Origin of the sequence: Amycolatopsis sp. NPDC005232 (genome assembly GCF_040607795.1) — a bacterium.
Taxonomy (GTDB): Bacteria; Actinomycetota; Actinomycetes; order Mycobacteriales; family Pseudonocardiaceae; genus Amycolatopsis.
Genome location: NZ_JBEXHL010000011.1, coordinates 202,564 through 219,292, shown reverse-complemented (window position 1 = coordinate 219,292; position 16,729 = coordinate 202,564). Strand labels below are relative to the sequence as shown.

At 70.0% G+C, this 16,729-nt stretch carries 14 protein-coding genes; 1 reads left to right on the top strand and 13 read right to left on the bottom strand.

Annotated elements, in window-relative coordinates; all coding sequences use genetic code 11:
* Positions 1-145: 145 nt before the first annotated feature.
* Positions 146-892, top strand: coding sequence for an SDR family oxidoreductase (locus ABZU76_RS22550; protein WP_354872647.1), 747 nt, complete (start codon positions 146-148; stop codon positions 890-892).
* Positions 893-939: 47 nt separating this feature from the next.
* On the opposite strand, the gene ABZU76_RS22545 is transcribed toward ABZU76_RS22550, so the two are convergent.
* The 13 genes from ABZU76_RS22545 to ABZU76_RS22485 all read right to left on the bottom strand — a co-directional run bounded on the left by ABZU76_RS22545 (position 940) and on the right by ABZU76_RS22485 (position 16,704).
* Complete coding sequence (locus tag ABZU76_RS22545; protein ID WP_354872644.1) at positions 940-1,770, bottom strand: enoyl-CoA hydratase-related protein; 831 nt, start codon at positions 1,768-1,770, stop codon at positions 940-942.
* Between the two features lie 61 nt (positions 1,771-1,831).
* A complete protein-coding gene (locus ABZU76_RS22540; RefSeq protein ID WP_354872642.1) occupies positions 1,832-3,523 on the bottom strand; it encodes a CoA-transferase in 1,692 nt (563 codons plus the stop codon).
* Positions 3,523-5,643 (bottom strand): acetate--CoA ligase family protein, encoded by a 2,121-nt coding sequence (locus tag ABZU76_RS22535; RefSeq protein WP_354872639.1) that lies wholly within the window; start codon positions 5,641-5,643, stop codon positions 3,523-3,525. The genes ABZU76_RS22540 and ABZU76_RS22535 overlap by 1 nt, the downstream gene beginning before the upstream one ends.
* A gap of 29 nt (positions 5,644-5,672) precedes the next feature.
* Entirely contained in the window at positions 5,673-7,088 is a 1,416-nt protein-coding gene (locus tag ABZU76_RS22530; protein ID WP_354872637.1) for an aldehyde dehydrogenase family protein, read from the bottom strand.
* A 29-nt stretch (positions 7,089-7,117) separates the two neighbouring features.
* On the bottom strand, positions 7,118-8,185 hold the full coding sequence (locus tag ABZU76_RS22525) for a tartrate dehydrogenase (protein ID WP_354872635.1): 1,068 nt from the start codon (positions 8,183-8,185) through the stop codon (positions 7,118-7,120).
* Positions 8,182-8,994, bottom strand: coding sequence for a DeoR/GlpR family DNA-binding transcription regulator (locus ABZU76_RS22520; RefSeq protein WP_354872632.1), 813 nt, complete (start codon positions 8,992-8,994; stop codon positions 8,182-8,184). Before ABZU76_RS22520 ends, ABZU76_RS22525 begins: the two co-directional genes overlap by 4 nt.
* A complete protein-coding gene (locus ABZU76_RS22515) occupies positions 8,991-9,857 on the bottom strand; it encodes a hypothetical protein (RefSeq protein WP_354872630.1) in 867 nt (288 codons plus the stop codon). Before ABZU76_RS22515 ends, ABZU76_RS22520 begins: the two co-directional genes overlap by 4 nt.
* A 99-nt stretch (positions 9,858-9,956) precedes the next feature.
* Positions 9,957-11,570 (bottom strand): thiamine pyrophosphate-binding protein, encoded by a 1,614-nt coding sequence (locus ABZU76_RS22510; protein ID WP_354872627.1) that lies wholly within the window; start codon positions 11,568-11,570, stop codon positions 9,957-9,959.
* The gene (locus ABZU76_RS22505; protein ID WP_354872624.1) at positions 11,567-12,727 is read right to left on the bottom strand and encodes a hypothetical protein; all 1,161 of its coding nucleotides are present in this window, start codon (positions 12,725-12,727) and stop codon (positions 11,567-11,569) included. Before ABZU76_RS22505 ends, ABZU76_RS22510 begins: the two co-directional genes overlap by 4 nt.
* 84 nt (positions 12,728-12,811) lie before the next feature.
* Positions 12,812-13,972, bottom strand: a complete 1,161-nt coding sequence (locus tag ABZU76_RS22500; RefSeq protein WP_354872622.1) for a hypothetical protein — start codon at positions 13,970-13,972, stop codon at positions 12,812-12,814.
* Positions 13,973-14,026: 54 nt separating this feature from the next.
* Complete coding sequence (locus ABZU76_RS22495; RefSeq protein WP_220239152.1) at positions 14,027-14,839, bottom strand: ABC transporter permease; 813 nt, start codon at positions 14,837-14,839, stop codon at positions 14,027-14,029.
* A gap of 63 nt (positions 14,840-14,902) precedes the next feature.
* Complete coding sequence (locus ABZU76_RS22490; protein ID WP_220239151.1) at positions 14,903-15,688, bottom strand: ABC transporter ATP-binding protein; 786 nt, start codon at positions 15,686-15,688, stop codon at positions 14,903-14,905.
* 29 nt (positions 15,689-15,717) lie between these two features.
* Positions 15,718-16,704, bottom strand: coding sequence for a cyclase family protein (locus tag ABZU76_RS22485; protein ID WP_354872619.1), 987 nt, complete (start codon positions 16,702-16,704; stop codon positions 15,718-15,720).
* Between the last annotated feature and the right edge of the window lie 25 nt (positions 16,705-16,729).

Sequence of the window (16,729 nt, the reverse complement as noted above, 5' to 3'; positions counted from 1 at the left end):
CCCCATCGAGGTGCCTCCGTCTCTCGAGCTGGTCGCAACGTAGGGTGACCCGCTCACGATGTCAATGTTCCAACATTCCTTGTTGCCATTCGATCACCGTTCTGATGACCTGGACCCGGGATCCGTTCGAAGAAAGGCAGGACACGTGACTACTCCACCACCGGTTGCGGTGCTCACCGGCGGCGCGGGCGACCTCGGGGCGGCCACCGCCGCCCGCCTGGCCCGCGACGGCCACCGCCTGCTCGTGGTCGACGTGGACACCGCCCGCGTCGAAGCGACGGTCGCCGCTCTGCGAGCAGACGGCGCGACCGCCGAGGGCCACACCGCCGACGTGACCGATCCCGCGCAGGTCGCCGCCTACGCGGAGCACGCGGCGAGCCTCGGCCCGGTCCGCGCGTTCTTCAACAACGCCGGGATCGAAGGCCCGCGCGCCCTCATCCCCGACTTCGACCTCGACGCGTTCGAACGCGTGATGGCCGTGAACGTGCGCGGGGTGTTCCTCGGTCTCAAGCACATGCTCCCCGTCCTCGAAGACGGCGCCGCCGTGGTCAACACCGCGAGCGGCGCCGCGTTCGCCGCTGGCGCCGGCAACGTCGCCTACGTGACGTCGAAACACGCCGTGCTCGGCCTCACCCGAGCCGCCGCCGTCGAGGCCGCCGAGCGCGGGATCCGCGTGAACGCCGTGTGCCCCGGCGCCGTCGAGGGCCGGATGATGCGCAGCATCGACGCGCAGCGACTGTCCACGGAGGACATTCCGGCCGGAAACCCGCTCGGCCGCCGCGCGCAGCCGGACGAAATCGCCGACGCCGTGGCGTTCCTGTTGTCGGCGAACGCGAGCTTCGTGACCGGCGAAGCGCTGGTCGTCGACGGCGGCAAACGCGCCCGCACCTGACGCGCGGCTCCCGTGCCGGGACTGGCCCCGGCACGGGAGGCGGGAGGTCAGGACACCGTCCACTTCGGAGCACGCTTCTCGCGGAACGCGCGCGGCCCCTCGGCGCCGTCGTCGCTCTCCGCGATCTCCTTGTCCAGGTGCTTCGCGTAGGCCGAAAGCGTCGGCTCAGCCGCCGACATCCGGTAGAGCTGCACGGTCGCCTGCACCGCTAGCGGCGAGCTGCGGCACACCATCTCCGCGATCTCCTCGGCGGCCTCGATCAGCTTGTCCTGCGGCACCACCCGGTTGACGATGCCCTGCTGCAAGCAGTCCTGCGCGCTCAACCGTCCATTGCAGAGGGTCAGGTACGCGGCCGTCGCGCGCGGCAGCGCCGTGTACTTCAGGTGCGGGGATCCGAGACGCCCGACGTTGGTGTGCTGGTCGCCGAGCCACGCGTCGTCGGCCATCACGCGCAGCTGGCACTGCAGCGCGAGGGTGAGCCCGACGCCGACGGCGAACCCGTTGACCGCCGAGATCAGCGGCTTGTTGAGCTCGACGTCCTCGGGCATCCCGCCGCCGCCCCAGTGGAACACCGGGCTGTTGGGGTCCTCGTGCGGCGTGCGCTTGCCCTCGGACTGGTGCTGCGCGAGGAACTTGATGTCGCGCCCGGCGCAGAACGCGGGGCCCGCGCCGGTCACGATGCCGACGAAGATCTCCGGGTCGCGCGCGATGTCGAGCCAGCACTGGCGCAGCTCGAGGTAGGCGTAGGTGTGCAGGGCGTTGCGCACGTCGGGCCGGTTGATCGTGACGTAGGCAACGTGCCCCTTCTTCTCGTACACCACGTGCTCGAGACCGCTCGGCATGGTGGACGGATCGTACGGGGACTCGTACTGGGCCATGGTTTCTCCTGATTTTCGGTGAAGTGGCTCGGTTTCCGCGAGGGTCAGGTCCGAGCGCGGCTCAGGCCGGGACGCTGCCGAGGAACACGCGTTGCGGGTCGTAGCCGCGCAGCCGTTCGAGGTCGGCCGCGTCGGGCAGCGGCTCGGGCCGGCAGTCGGCGGCGACGGTGACCGGGAATCCGGTGCGTTCGACGATCTTGCGCAGCGTCGCGTCCCGGTCGGTGCGCGGGACCTCGACGTAGCTGGTGATCTCGTAACGGCCGTTCCGGCGTTCCAGCACCGCTTCCGACGTGACGATCGCCGACACGCGCCGGCCGGGCACCGTCACGTACGGCACGGTTTCGACCAGCCGCCGTGGCGAATGCTTCACCACCGCGACCACATCGTCGGCGGCCGAGGCGACATCGTTCGCGCCGCCCGAGCCGACGAGGAACCCGCCGTCGGCGCCGACGGTGGAGTTGATGTTGCCCTCCGCGTCGATCTGTCCGGCCCCGAGCACCGCGATGCTGGACGTGCCGGGTCCCGCCATGTCACGGCCGAGCACGGTCATCACGTCGGTGAGCTGCAGGCAGGTCGGGAGGTTCCGGCCGGCGAAAAGGTAAGGATCTCCCGGCTGGGGTTCGAATCCGGACATCCCGAGTTCGGCCGCCAACTGCACCGGGGAGCCCGCCGACCGCAATCGCGCGACGGCGACCCACGCGGCCAGGTGCGCGAACCCGATCCCGGCCAGCGCGACGTCGTGGCCCGCCACCGTGATGCGGTCCCCGACGATCCGGGCGGCGGTGAGCGTCATCCGCTCCTCGACCGTGGGCCCGGTCGCGAGGGAAGGCGGCCACACGACCGGCCGGCCCTCGCGCAGCGTCCGCAGCCGGTCTTCTCCGAGCCGCGCCAGGAACTCGTCGTGGTCGCGCACGCCGGTGATCCATTTCTTGATCCACCGCGCGAGCTCCTCGGCGTCCGCGGCGGCCGCGCGCAGCTCGTCCATGAACTCGGCGTCCTCGACGTACCCGCCGACGCCTTCCAGGCCCACCGGCTGCAACCCGTAGGGATGGGAACCGAACGGCGTGTGGCAGACCGCGCGCACCGCGTGTGCGGGAATCATCGGCAGCGAGTTGTGCCGCCGGATGAAGGAGTCGTCCACGATCTCCTCGACGCACGCGATCACGCCGTCGCGGGCCGCGAGCGAACCCCACGCGCCCTCGCCGTAGGGCGGAGCCAGGATCACGTTGCCCGCGGGGTCGGCGGCGAGCCCGTGCAGCAGCACCAGGTCGGGCCGCAGCGCCGTGACCACCGGCGAGACCGCGCCATCGGGGCCGACCTCGTGGTAGTCGCGACCGGCGTGCTCCTGCGCCATCGTGCTGCCGGCGAGCGAGCGCACCGGCAGGAACGGCACCCCGAGCGCCCCGGCCATCAGCCGCGCGGTGAGCGTCCAGATCGACCAGTTCTCGATCTCGACGGACCCGTCGGCCGAAGCCCTTTGCAGCGCCGGGTTCGGGCGCGGGCTCGGGAAGTTCTCCCCCGCGTACGCCACGGTCAGCGTCTTCACCAAGCCCGCGGCGACGAGGGCGTGTTGCGTGTTCACGAACCCCTGCGCGCTGATCCGGAACCCCGGCTCGGTGCCGGCGAACTTCCGGATGATCTCCGCGACCGCCGCGTTGGGGCGGCCGCCGTTGTAGGCGAGGTGCAGGAACGCACCCGGCCGCACGAACTTCTCGACCGCCTCGGCCAGCGGCAGCACCTTCGACTCGCTCATCACACGGCCTCCACGATCAGCAGCGCGTCCAGCGCCACGACACCCGACCCGACCGCCTTGACCGGGTTGATCTCGAGCGTGAACTTCCGCCACGGCAAGGCGGACGCCAGCGCGGCGAGGTTCGCGGCGAACGCACCCAGCGTGGAAAGATCAACGCCGGCTGTGAGTTTCGGCGCACGTTCGAACACCTTCAGCCCGCGAATGTGTTCGGCCGCGGACACCGCGCTCACCGGCGCCCGCATGAGCACCACGTCGTCGAGCGCCTCGGCCAGCACGCCGCCGACGCCGACGCTCACCATCACGCCGAACTGGTCGTCGGTGAACGCCGAGACGAGGAACTCCGTGTCCCCGTCGGCCATGCGCTGCACGAGCATCCCGTCGAGGGACACGCCGTCGGCCTCGGCGCGGGTGGTGATCGACTTCCACGCCGTGTTCAGTTCTTCACGGCCGGACACCCCCAGTTTCACCAGCCCGGCCGCGTAGCGGTGGGTGACCTCGTCGGTCACACCCTTGAGCACCAGCGGGAAACCGAACTCCGCGGCCTCGTCGACCGAATGCGCGTGGATCCCTTCGACCACCGGCAGCCCCGCGGCGGCCAACAACGGGCGCGCGCGGTGTTCCGCCACCACGGCCGGTTCGGAAACCACCCATCCGTCCACCACCGCCCCGACCGCGGCCGGAACCTCGGCGACATCCGCCGAGGCGGCCCCGGCGGCCGGCAAGTACCGGCCGAGGTGACCCAGCGCCCGCGCCGCCCGATCGTGCTCGGGGAACGCGTAGATCCCGAGCTCCGCCAGCGACCGCAACGCCTCGTCCGGCGCGAGCGGCCAGCTCACGCACACCGGTTTGTCCGTCGCCGCGCGCAGCGCCTCGACCGCGGCCACCACGTCGGCGGCCCGGTGCCGCATCGCCTGGGCGAGGAACAGCACGCCGTCCACACCTTCGTCCGCCGCGATCGCGCCCAGCGCCTCGGGCAGCTGCGAGCGCCACTTCGCCTGGTAGAACGACTCCGGCGTGAGGTCGGTCGGGTTGCCCACCGCCGCCAGCGGCGTCAGCTTCGCGGCCGCCGCCGCCACTGTCGCCTCGGACAGCCGCGGCACGGCCAGCCCGCGCGAAACGCACTGGTCCGTCGCGAGCACCCCGCCGCCACCACCGGTCGTGGTGATGGCGATCCGCCCGCCGGACCCGAGCTGCTCCGGACGAAGCGAACTGAACAGCGACGCCGTGTCGAGCAGTTCTTCCAGCGAGCTCACCAGCGTCACGCCGCAGTCGCGCATCACCGCGCTGAACACCTTGTCCACACCCGCGAGCACCGCCGTGTGCGATTTCGCAGCCTCGGCGCTCTCTTTCGAACGCCCGCCCTTCAAAATCACCACAGGTTTGGCTGCCGCGTGTGCTTCCCGCAACGCGGCGACGAGCTTCGCCCCGTCCTGCACACCTTCGAGGTACGCCGCGATCACGCGCACACCGTCGTCGTTCGCGTAGTGGTGGATGAAGTCGGCGGCCGACACCACGGCCTCGTTGCCGACACTCACCACGTGCCGGAATCCCCACCCGGCGCGGGCGGCGAGTGCCATCGACGCGGCGGTGATCCCGCCGCTCTGGCTCACCATCGACACCGCGCCTGTGAGCATGGTTTCGAAATCGAACAAGCCCGAGCTGTAGGTGGCCGTGAGCTTGGTGCCCGTGTTGATCAGGCCCAGGCAGTTGGGCCCGCACAGGTTGAAGTCCACCGCCGCGCATGCCTCGACCAGCCGGTCCTGCAGCGCCCGGCCCTCCGGCCCGGACTCCGCGAACCCGCCGGCCCACACGACGCCGTTGCGGATGCCGGCCGCGCCGCACTCGGCGACGAGGTCGACCGTCCGGGCCGCGGGGACCGCGAGGATGGCGAGGTCCGCCGCGCCCGGAAGGTCGGCCACACTGCGGTAGGCAGGCAGGCCCGCCACCGTCTCGGCCGACGGGTGTACCGGCCAGATCTCACCGGTGTACCCGAACTTCACCAGGTGCCCGATCGCCGTGCCGCCGACGTTGCCTTCCCGGTCGGACGCACCGACCACGGCGACGCTACGCGCCTCGAGCAGGCCGCGGATGTCGCGGAACCGCACTCCGTTCTCGCTCACTGAGCTGACCTTTCCTTCGTCCCGGCCGCTCAGGCGGCGAGGATCACGAGCTTCTCGGCGACCAGCGACGCCACGGCGTACTTCACGCCTTCGCGGCCGTGGCCCGATTCCTTCACACCGCGGTAGGGCATGTGGTCCGCGCGGAACGCGGGCGCCACGTTGACCAGGACCGAGCCCGCTTCCGCCTTCTTGGCGTACTGCAGGGCGTTGGCGAGGTCGTTGGTGAAGATCGCGGTGTTGAGGCCGAAGCGGGAGTCGTTGGCCGCGACGATGGCCTCGGCGACGTCCTTCACGGGCACCACGGTGACGACCGGGCCGAAGACCTCGCTGCACAGCAGCGCCGAGTCCGCCCGGACGTCCGTGACCACGGTCGGTTCGAGCACGCCTTCGCGCAGCGCGCCGCCGGCGACCACGCGGGCGCCTTCGCTGACGGCGCCCTGGACCCACTCCGTGACGCGGTCGGTGGCCTGGCCGCTGATCAACGGGCCGACCACGGTCTTCTCGTCGGCCGGGTCGCCCACCGCGAGCGCCGCGACGGCCGCGCCGAGCTTGGCCACGACGTCGTCGACCACGTCCTCGTGGACGTAAAGCCGTTGCAGCGAAACACAAGCCTGGCCGGAGAAGCCGTAGCCCGACGCCACGGCGGCGGCGACCGCGCGGTCGAGGTCGGCGTCGGCGTCCACCACCATCGCGGTGTTCGAGCCGAGCTCCAGGATGTGGTGCTTGTGCGGCGAACCGGCCTTGATCTGCCAGCCGACGGCAGCCGAACCGGTGAACGAGACCACGGCCACGCGCTCGTCCTCCTGCCACGCCTTCACGATCTGCGCGGGGTCGCCGGTAACGAGGTTCAGCCAGCCGGCGGGCAACCCCGCGTCGGCCAGGACCTCCACGAGCAGGCCCGCGGTGAGCGGCGTGCGCTCCGACGGCTTGAGCACCACCGGGCAGCCTGCCGCCAGCGCGGGGCCGATCTTGTGCGCGACCAGGTTCAGCGGGAAGTTGAACGGCGTGATCGCCGCGACCACACCCAGCGGCTCGGCCACGGTGAAGGCGAACATTCCGTCACCGGACGGGAAAGCGTCCATCTGCACGGACTCGCTCGGAAGCCGACGGGCCTCGTCGGCCGAGAGCTGCAGCGTGGTGATCGCGCGCTGAACCTCGCCGCGCGCGGCCGTGATCGGCTTGCCCGCTTCGAGCAGCAACAGCCGGGCGAACTCCTCGGCTCGCTCGCCGACGAGCCGCGCCGCGGCCCCGAGCACCTCGGCCCGGCTGTGCGGCGGCAGTCCTTCGGCCAGCGCGTGGTGCGCGGCGGTCACGGCGGCGGTGGCGTCTTCGGTGCCGCCCATGGCGTAGGTGCCGACGAGCTGCCCGTCCCACGGGCTGCGAACCTCGGCTGTTGCTTCGCGTGACACGCGCTGTCCGTTGATGAACAAATCTTGTGAACGCACGATCGTCCCCTCTTCTCCCCTGGTGGTGGTCATGCCTGCAACCGCGCGGCGACGCCGTCGGTGAACTCCGCGGTGGACGCGGTGCCCCCGAGGTCGCGGGTGCGCAGGCCCTCGGCGAGGCACGCTTCGAACGCGGCCATGAGCTCCGCCGCGGCGGCCGGCTCACCGAGGTGTTCGAGCATCATCACGCCGGCCCACAGCTGCCCGACGGGGTTCGCCACGCCCTGGCCCGCGATGTCCGGTGCCGAACCGTGGACGGGTTCGAACATCGACGGGTGTTTCTTCTCCGGGTTCAGGTTCCCGCTGGGAGCCACGCCGATCGAGCCGGCGATCGCACCGGCCAGGTCGGACAGGATGTCGCCGAACAGGTTCGACGCCACGATCACGTCGAAGCCCGCCGGGTCGAGCACCAGCTTCGCGGCCAGCGCGTCGATGAGCACCTTGTCCACGCTCACGCCCGGATAGTCGGCGAGCGTGTCGGCCACGACCTCGTCCCAGAACGGCATCGTGTGCACGATCCCATTGGACTTCGTCGCGGACGTCAGCCGGTTGTGCCGGGTCGTGGCCAGCTCGGCCGCGAACCGCGCGGCCCGGGCCACGCCGCGGCGGGTGAACACGGCTTCCTGCATGGCCGCCTCGTGCGGCTCGCCGACGTAGATCCGCCCGCCGACGGCCGAGTACTCACCCTCGACGTTCTCCCGCACGATCACCAGGTCCACGTCGCCCGCGCCGACGACCCGCGGCGGGATGCCCGGGAGTGTCCGAACCGGACGGAGGTTGATGTACTGGTCGAACGTGCGGCGGATGGGGATCAGCAGGCCCCACAGCGTTTCCACGTCGGGGATCTCCGGATCGCCGACGGCGCCGAGGAAGATCGCGTCGTGCTTCGCGAGCTCGTCGAGCCCGGTCGTGGGCATCATCGCGCCGTTCGCCCGGAAGTACGCCGAACCCCACGGGTATTCGGTGAGGTTGAGCGTGAAATCGTGCCGCTTCGCGACGAGCTCGAGGCACCGCAGCGCGGCGGGCACCACCTCGAGGCCGATGCCGTCACCCGCGATGACGGCGATGTCGTGTTGGCGCTTCCTCGCGGAAGTCATGCTTCCTCCTTGTCCCCCTGGGCTTCCGCCCGGGAGACGATCGAGACCTCGACCCCGTGGGCGAGGAGTGCTTCGTGATCGGGGTCCGGGATGCCGTCGTCGGTGACGATCCGGTCCACGTCGTCGAGGGTGCAGGCACGCACCATCGCCGAGATCGAGAACTTGCTGGAATCGGCCAGCAGCACCACTTCGTCGGCGACGTCCACGAGCGCCCGTTTGGTCATGGCGTCGAAGTGGTTGCCGCAGTACACGCCGTCGGCGTTGACACCGCTGGCGGCGAGGTAGAGGCGGCGCAGGCGCAGCTCCGCGATCGCGGCCAGCGTCGCGGGGCCGGCGAACGACTGCGTCTGGTGGTGCAGGGAACCGCCGAGGCACACGATCTCCACGTACTCGTGCGCCAGCAACGTGTTGGCTACCGCGAGCGAAGGCGTGACCACGTGCAGGCGGGCCTCGGGCGGGATGGCGAGCGCGAGCGCCAGGGTGGTGGTGCCGGCGTCGAGGGCGACCGCGCCGACGTCGGGCAGGTCGCGGGCGGCGAACTCGGCGATGGCGTCCTTGGTCGAGCGCATGCGTTCGACGCGGGACCGGAAGTCGGTGCCCGCCAACGCGGTCTGCGGCAGGGCGGTCACTCCACCGTGGACACTGCGGAGGCGGCCGTCGGCCACGAGCTTCTGGACGTCGCGGCGGATCGTCATGTCCGAGACGTCGAACTCACGCGACAGCTCGGCCGTGGTGCAGTAGCCCTGCTCCTCGACGATCTCCATGATGCGGCCGCGGCGGTCGCGTGTCGGGCGGGACGAGGTGGTCATCGGGCGCTCACCGCCTCGCGCACGGCTTTCGCCAGCGTGGCGAGCCTGGGCGCGGCCGTCGCGCGCAGGCCCGGGCCAGGCGGGTTTTCGGCGACGACGTCGTGCCAGATCGCCCGGCCGGCGAGGAACCCCGCCGCGCCGCCGCGGCAGGCTTCGAGGACGGCGGCCGGGTAGTCGGCGGGGTCGATGCCACTGGAGAGGACGACCCACGGCACGGTGAGCTCTTCGGTCAGCCGGGTGGAAAGCCCGGCGACGTCCGAGACGTCACCCTTGCGGTAGCCGGGGATTTCGGCTTTGTAGAGGTCCGGGCCGGCGGCGCAGAGGGTGGTGGCCGCTTCGTGGATGGCTTCGTCGCGCTGCGCGGGTTCGCAGCGCACCATGCCTTCGAGCAGGGTCGGCACCCCGCAGCGCCGGCCGAGGTCGAGGAAACGGGCTACGGTGTCGTCGCGTTGCGGGTCGGGGTGCCCGGGGCGGAAGAGCACGAGCAGCTTGATGGCGTCAGGGCCGGTGCGGCTCAGGAAGGCCGGAGTGGCCTCCCCGGCCAGCTCACCACGGGTGACCGGGCCGCCGCGCTCCTGCACGAGCCGGTCGACGGCGAGCACGAACCGCGTGCCCGCCGGGATGCCGGCGCGCGGCCCGTTGGCCAGTCCGTAACGGCTGTCGACCAGGACCGCCGACGCGTGGGGCGCCAGCGCGGCCACGGCCTCGGCCTTGAACCGGCGCAGGCGCTCGTCGGACACGGTGCCCACGGGGGCGCCTGCGGCCATGAGCGTCCGCAGCGATTCGCGGTGGTCGACCGACACCATCGTGAAGGAGCCATCCGGGTTCGCCAGGCGGGCCGCAGCCGTGTGCGGGGCTTTCATCCGGCCTCCTTCCTGATTTCGTCACTCTTCGCACAGTGTGATGTTCGAAAAACAACATCGTGGGGCGGTTTTCGCCCAGGGCGCCCCGCCCGGGTGTGGCTACTTCAACGCGGCCGCACAATCGATGACGGGATCGATGCGCACGTCCAGCAGCGTGAGCCCCGGCCGGGAGTCGGCCGCCGCCTCGGCCAGCTCCTCCCGGGTGCGCACCACGCGCCCGGTCCCGCCGAACGCCGCGGCGAGGTGCGCGACATCGGGCAGGGTCTGGCGGATCATCTCGGCCGGCAGGTCGTACTGGTCGATGTACTTGGCCTCGGCACCGAGCTGCTCGTCGTTGGTGACCACGACGGTGAGGCTCAGCCCGTTGAGCCGCACCGCGTCGAGGTCCTGGGCGGCCATCATGAAGCCGCCGTCGCCGCAGAACAGCACCACCGGGTCGGCCGGCCGCGCGGCGGCCGCGCCGATCGCGATGCCGAGACCGCGCCCGATCGAACCGAAACTGTTGCCGATCAACCATTGCCTGGCCGATTCCGCACGCACCAGTGTCGGCAACGTCTTCAGGCTGCGTCCGGCATCGGTCACCACCACGCGCCCGGCCGGCAGGTGCTCGTCGAACGCCGTGAACACCTCTCGCAGGTCCAGCCCGCGTGCCGGGTCGTGGCCGACGTCGACCGCCCGCACCGACTCCTGCACCTCCGCCACCGTCGGCCGCGCCACCACGGGCTTCGGCTCGGTGAACCCGCGCGCCCGCCAGGCGTCGAGCACCGCGCGCACCACCGTTTTGGCGTCACCGAACAGCGAGACCTCCGGGTCCGCGCCCGCCGGCACCGTCGCGGGGTCCACGTCGCACCGCACGAACCGCGCCGCCGGGAACACCTGCCGGTCGCCCGTCGTCCACGTGTTCAGTGACGCCCCGACCGCGAACACCACGTCCACCTCGGCCAGTGCCTTGCGCACCAGCGCGGGCGCCCAGTTGCCGCAGAGGCCGAGGTTGCCCTCGCGGCCGGCGAAGAACCAGTTGGCCCGCAACGTGGTCCCCGTCTGCGCCCCGGTGAGCGTGGCCAGCTCGGCCAGCTCGGCCTCGCAGCCGGCGAGCAAGGCACCCTGCCCGGCGAGGATGAGCGGCCGCCGCGCCGAAGCCAGGAGATCCACAGTGGACGCGACTGCGGCCGGGTCCGCAACCGCGGCCGTGACCTCGCCACGTTCGTCCGCCGGCAGCTCGACCTCCGCCGTCAGCACTCCGTCGGCGATGCTCACGACCTGCGGGCAGCCGTTCCACCGGGCCGCCGCCAGCGCCGCGCCGAACCGCCCGGCCAGTTGCGAAACCTCCGCGACGTGGTGGAAACCCGCCCCGGCGAGGTCAGACAACGCACGCTGGTCGATGTTCATCGTGGTCTTCACCTTCGTCGCCGGCGACTCGCCGACGACGAACAACATCGGGACGTGCGTACGTGTCGCCGAGATCAGCCCGTTGAGCGCGTTGGCGAAGCCCGGCCCCTGCGTCACGCTGCAGACCGGGATCTCACCGCGGCTGCGGCTGTACCCCTCGGCCGCGTTCACGGCCGTTTCCTCGTGTCGGGTTTTCACCAGGCGAAGTGCGCCGGTTTTCAACCCGTGTCCGATCCAGGGCACGTTGGTGTTGCCGACCATGCTGAACACGGTCGTGGTGCCCCCACGGCGCAACAGTTCCGGGATCGCTTCGAAGCCCTTCACGAAAGGCTCCCCGTCGGCTGGTCCCAGCCCTTCTCGTCGGTGCCGTACTTGGCGATGTAGGCGTTCAGCACGGTCTCGCCGAGGTAGCCGTCGTAGGGGGCCGGGCCGGGGATCGAGTGGATGTCGTCGAAGAAGTACCGGTTGTCCTGGTCCCAGGTCGCCTTCCAGTACGCGACCCCGCCCGGAGTGAAGATCTGCGCCTTCGTCTCCCCCGCGTTCACCGGGTACGTCTCGAGTTTCTGCCAGTACGCCTTGAAGTTGTCGACCGTGAGCGTGGAGCCGGTCTGCTTGTTGTAGGTCTTCGAGATGTACGCGGCGACCTGGTCGAGGTTCGCGTTGGTGTAGCGGATCGCCTCGTAGGTCACGTGGATCAGCTTCAGCAGCGCGTCCTGGTTGGCGTTCCAGTAGGACTTGGTGGTGATGTAGCCGTTGACCGGCGGCGGCGACAGGTTCGTGCCGGCCAGCAGCACCTTGTACCCGCGGTCCGACAGCGTCTGGCGCTGCGGGATGCCGGCGATGTAGGTGTCGCCGTCACCGCGCAGGTAGGCCGTGAGCCCGCTCGCCGGGTCGAGGTCCGTGTACTTGACCCAGTCCAGCGCCTTGCCCTGGGCCTGCAGCGCCGTCTGGATCACCTCGGCGCGGCTGTTGTTCAGCGTCGTGATCACCGACTTGCCGTGGATCTCGTCGATCACCGCGGTGATCGCGTCCTTCGAGCTCTTGCCTTCCTTCACGAACTCGTCGTAGGTCTTGAGGTCCGAGCCCGGCCGGCCCATCAGCGCGAAGCCGTTGCTGAAGATGTCCCACGGGTAGAGGTAGGCCAGGTCGTTGTCGAGGTGGTAGCCCTGGTTGATCTCCGACGCCGTGCGCCACCCGACGGGTGCACCCTTTCCGCTGGCCACGATCTTCGCGATGTTGGTGAACGCGACGTTCTGGAACGTCACGTTGAGGCATTCCTTCTTGTACCAGCCCAATGCGTCGCCCAGGCTCATCACCAGCGAGTCCTGGTACGGCGTGGTCGCGATCTGGATATTGGTGGTTTTCGCACAGCCCTGGATGGCCGGGCCGGACGCGCTGTCGGTTCCCCGGCAGGCGGTCAGCGCGGCGCAGAGGCTGACGGCAGCCAGCGCCACGGCGGCGAATCTCCGACGTGTGGACATGGTGCACCCTTCTTGGAGCTCTCGAGCGTCTTCGATCGAACCCCCGGCCGCGCATTCACGCGGCGACAAACTCTGTCCCCTTTGTCACAGATTCCCGGTCGGCTTCGTCCACCCCGTTTCGTCCGCTCCGTACTTGGCGACGTAGGCCTTCTGCACCTCTTCGCCCAGGAACGCCGACGCCGGCGCCGGTTCCGGGATAATGTGGGTGATCGTGTGGAAGTAGTTGTTGTCCTCGTCCCAGATCGTCCGCCAGTACGCGGGGGCGCCGGGCGTGAACATCTTCTTCTGGGCGTCACCCGCGTTGGTCGGATACGTCTCGAGGTTCTGCCAGTAGCGGTTGAAGTCCGCGACCGTGAGCGTGCTGCCGGTCTGCTTGTTGTAAGTGTCGGACACGTACTTGGCCACGGCGTCGCGGTTGGCGTCGGTGTAGCGGATGGCCATGAACGTGACGTGGATGAGCGAGAGCAGCGCGTCCTTGTTCTCGTTCCAGTACGTCTTGGTGGTGAGGAACCCGTTGAGCGGCGGCGGGGAGAGCTCCGCGCCGGTCAGTAGGTTCTTGTACCCCTTGTCCGCCAACGGTTGCTGCTGCGGCAGGCCGGCGATGTAGGTGTCGCCCGTGCCCGAGAGGAACGCGGTGTACCCGCTCGCCGGGTCGAGGTCCACGTAGCTCGCCCAGTCCAGCGGCTTGCCCTGCGACTGGATCGCGCTCTGGATCACCTCGGCGCGGCTGTTCTTGAGCGTCGTGACGATCGACTTGCCGTGCAGCTCGTTGATCACCGCGGCGATGGCGGCTTCCCGGCTCATGCCGGAGTTCTTGAACTCGGTGTAGCTCTTCAGCCCGGTGCCCGGCCGGGCCATGAGCGCCGAGCAGCTGCTGCAGATGTCCCACGGGTACAGGTAGATCAGGTCGGAGTCGAGGTGCTGTGCCTGGTTGATCTCCGACGACGTGCGCCAGCCCACCGGCGCGCCGTGTCCGCTCGCGACGATCTTCGAGATGTTCGTGAGCGCCACGTTCTGGAACGTCACGTTCAGGCAGGCCTGCTTGTACCACCCGAGCTGGTTGCCCAGGCTCATGATCAGCGAGTCCTGGTACGGCGTGGTCGCGATCTGGATGTTGGTGGTCTTCGCGCAGCCTTCGATCGGCGCGCCTTCGCTGCTGGAGCCGGCGCACGCGGTCAGAGCGCTCGCCAGCAGCCCGGCTGCGACCAGGAGACCGCCGAGGCGGAGACGTTTGCTGATCCTCATCGGGTGTTCGCTTTCTGACGGAATTCGGTGGGGAACGAAAGAGGGGTGAGCGGATCAGGACATCCGGTCGACCCAGCGGGTGAGGAACTTCGTCACCAGGCGAAGGATCTGATCGAAAACGAACGCGCCGATGGTCACGGTCGCCGTGCCGATGAGGACCACCGACGTGTTGAGCGAGTTGCTCGCCTGCAGGATCAGGTAGCCGATGCCGTTCTGCGCGCCCAGGTACTCGGCCGACACCACCACGGCCCACGCCAGCGCGGCCGCGATCCGCAGCGACGCCACGAGGTTCGGCAGGATCGCGCGCAGCACCACCGTGCGGTAGATCTGGTTGGGCGAGGCGCCCAGCGACTGCGCGGCCCGCACGAACAGCGGGTTCACGTTTTTCGCCGACTCCATCGTGGTCACGGCGAGCGTCATGAAACACGGCAGCGCGGCCAGGGCGATGCGCTGGGTGTCGGTGAGCCCGAACCACAGGATCGTGAACGGGATCAGCGCGATCGGCGGCACCGGCCGGATGATCTCGATCAGCGGGTTGACCGAGAAGTACGCGATGCGGCTGCGCGCCATGATCAGGCCGGCGAGCACGCCGAGGGCGCACCCGATCACCCAGCCGAAGAGCATGCGGTACGCGGTGGACCCGAAGTCCAGGGCGAGGTTGCTCCCGAGCGTCTTGCCCGCCTCGATCGTGGACGCGATCGACGGGAAGTACAGGTCGGGCACGACCTTCAGCAGGTCGGTGAGCAGGTACCACGCGGCGAGCACGACCACGACGGCGAGCACGCTGAGGATGCGCAGATCCAGGCGGCGGCGCGGCCGTGCGGACGGCCGCGCGGTCCGCACCGGCGGCGTGTCGAGCTGGGTCATGGGATTCTCACTCTCGAACGGCCTTGTTCGGCGGGCAGTGTTCGGCGGGCGGGGACGGCGGGTTCACTCGTTGCGCAGCAGCGACTGGATCTCGCGGCGCAGCTCCTGGAAGGCGGGTTCCATGCGGACGTTCTCGGGGCGCGGCCGGGCGAACGGCACGTCGATGATCTTGCGGATGCGCCCCGGCCGCGGGGTCATCACCGCCACCATGTCGCCCACGAAGATCGCTTCCTCGATGTCGTGGGTGATGAACACCAGCGTCTTGGGGTCGCTCACACTGAGGTTCACGAGCTCGTCCTGCAGCTGTTCCTTGGTGATCTCGTCGAGCGCGCCGAACGGCTCATCGAGCAGGATGGTGCGCGGGTTGTTCACATACGCACGCCCGATGTCCACTCGCTTGCGCATGCCACCGGAGAGCACCTTCGGGAACTCGTCGGCGAACGCCTCGAGCCCGAGCACCTGCAGGAAGTGTTCGGTGCGAGCCTTCGACGCCGCGTCCTGTGCGTGGCGGATGCGCGGGCCGTACTCGAGGTTGCCGCGCACGGTGAGCCAAGGGAACACCGCGTCGGCCTGGAACACGGTGGCCCGGTGCTCGTCGGGAGCACCGACGGGCGCGCCGTCGATCAGGGCCTCGCCCGTAGTGGCACCGGTGAAACCGCCCAGCACGTTGAGCAGCGTCGTCTTCCCGCAGCCCGACGGGCCGACGATGGCGAGCGTCTGCCCAGGTTCGATCGTGAACGAAGCGTTCTGCACCGCGTCGAAGCTGCGGTCCTTGAGCTGCATCGTCACGGTCAGGTCGTCCACGACGATCCGCGCGGGCAGGGTGTCTGTGGTCTGGGAGAGCGTCATCGCTTCGTCCTCGTCAGTCTGCAGCGGGGTCACTTGACGGCCAGGGCGTTGGCCGGGGAGGCCGCGCCGTGGAGGAGGTTGATGGGGGCCGACGCGAGCAGGAACCGATAGACCCGGTCGCGCGCGCAGTCCTCGGCGAGCCGGGCGAGGTCCCACATCTCGCCGATCGGCATGCCCAGCATGGGGATCAGCCGCGGGTGCAGCATCATCTCGTGGCGCCGGGCGGGATCCGCTTTGATGGCCTCGGCTTCTTCGCCGGGTTCGAGCAGCGCGCCCGGCGGCCAGATCTCGAGCGCCGGGTTGTCCGCCGCGACGGCGGCGAGGCGCCGGTTCCACAGCGTGCGGACCATGTCCTCGACCGGACGCAGCCCGGGCGTGCGCAGAGCCGGGATCGGGGCGATCCCGGCGCGTTCGTCCGCGGTGAGGCTTTCGTACCACTCCGTCCAGCCGGTACGCACCAGCAGGATGTCTCCACTGTGGACTTCCACCTGCTGGCTCTCCAGCGCGCCCACGAGGTCGGCCACCTCGATCGGGTCGGACGTGCGGTAGTCCAGCGGCCGGCCCACCTGCTCGCGGTAGCGGCCGACGTCGGCGAGCACCGCGTGGCCGAAGATCCCGCGCTCGGCCCACACGTGGACGCCGTGCTCCTCGCTCGGGATCCCGTTGTAGTTGCCGAACCCGACGCGCTCCACGTGCCGGAATCCGTCCCACTGCGACGAAGCCTGGGTGTTCCAGTCGTGGAGCACGTCGTTGAGCGAGGTGGAGGTGGTCGACTTCACGATCTCGTGGCGCAGGTTGGGCCGGCCGAAGAAAGCCGGGCTCGGCAGGTCCATCCGCCAGTTGAGCGAGAACACCGCGCCACGCCGCACGCCCCGGGCCGCTTCGGCCGCGTGCTCCTCGGTGATCAGGTTGAGGCAGCCCAGCTTGTCGTCCGGGCCCCACAGCCCCCAGGAACACGGCAACCCGCCCTTGGTAGGGAGGTCGTCGTAGTCCGGGATCGCGTCTGCCTTCGCCACTGGTGCTCCAACCTGTCCGGGGAGA

What these genes read in the sequence shown, in the direction of transcription:
- ABZU76_RS22520 (WP_354872632.1), bottom strand. Translation starts at nt 8,994, where the DNA reads ATGACCACCTCGTCCCGCCCGACACGCGACCGCCGCGGCCGCATCATG.
- ABZU76_RS22495 (WP_220239152.1), bottom strand. Translation starts at nt 14,839, where the DNA reads ATGACCCAGCTCGACACGCCGCCGGTGCGGACCGCGCGGCCGTCCGCA.
- ABZU76_RS22505 (WP_354872624.1), bottom strand. Translation starts at nt 12,727, where the DNA reads ATGTCCACACGTCGGAGATTCGCCGCCGTGGCGCTGGCTGCCGTCAGC.
- ABZU76_RS22490 (WP_220239151.1), bottom strand. Translation starts at nt 15,688, where the DNA reads ATGACGCTCTCCCAGACCACAGACACCCTGCCCGCGCGGATCGTCGTG.
- ABZU76_RS22525 (WP_354872635.1), bottom strand. Translation starts at nt 8,185, where the DNA reads ATGACTTCCGCGAGGAAGCGCCAACACGACATCGCCGTCATCGCGGGT.
- ABZU76_RS22515 (WP_354872630.1), bottom strand. Translation starts at nt 9,857, where the DNA reads ATGAAAGCCCCGCACACGGCTGCGGCCCGCCTGGCGAACCCGGATGGC.
- ABZU76_RS22540 (WP_354872642.1), bottom strand. Translation starts at nt 3,523, where the DNA reads ATGAGCGAGTCGAAGGTGCTGCCGCTGGCCGAGGCGGTCGAGAAGTTC.
- ABZU76_RS22500 (WP_354872622.1), bottom strand. Translation starts at nt 13,972, where the DNA reads ATGAGGATCAGCAAACGTCTCCGCCTCGGCGGTCTCCTGGTCGCAGCC.
- ABZU76_RS22545 (WP_354872644.1), bottom strand. Translation starts at nt 1,770, where the DNA reads ATGGCCCAGTACGAGTCCCCGTACGATCCGTCCACCATGCCGAGCGGT.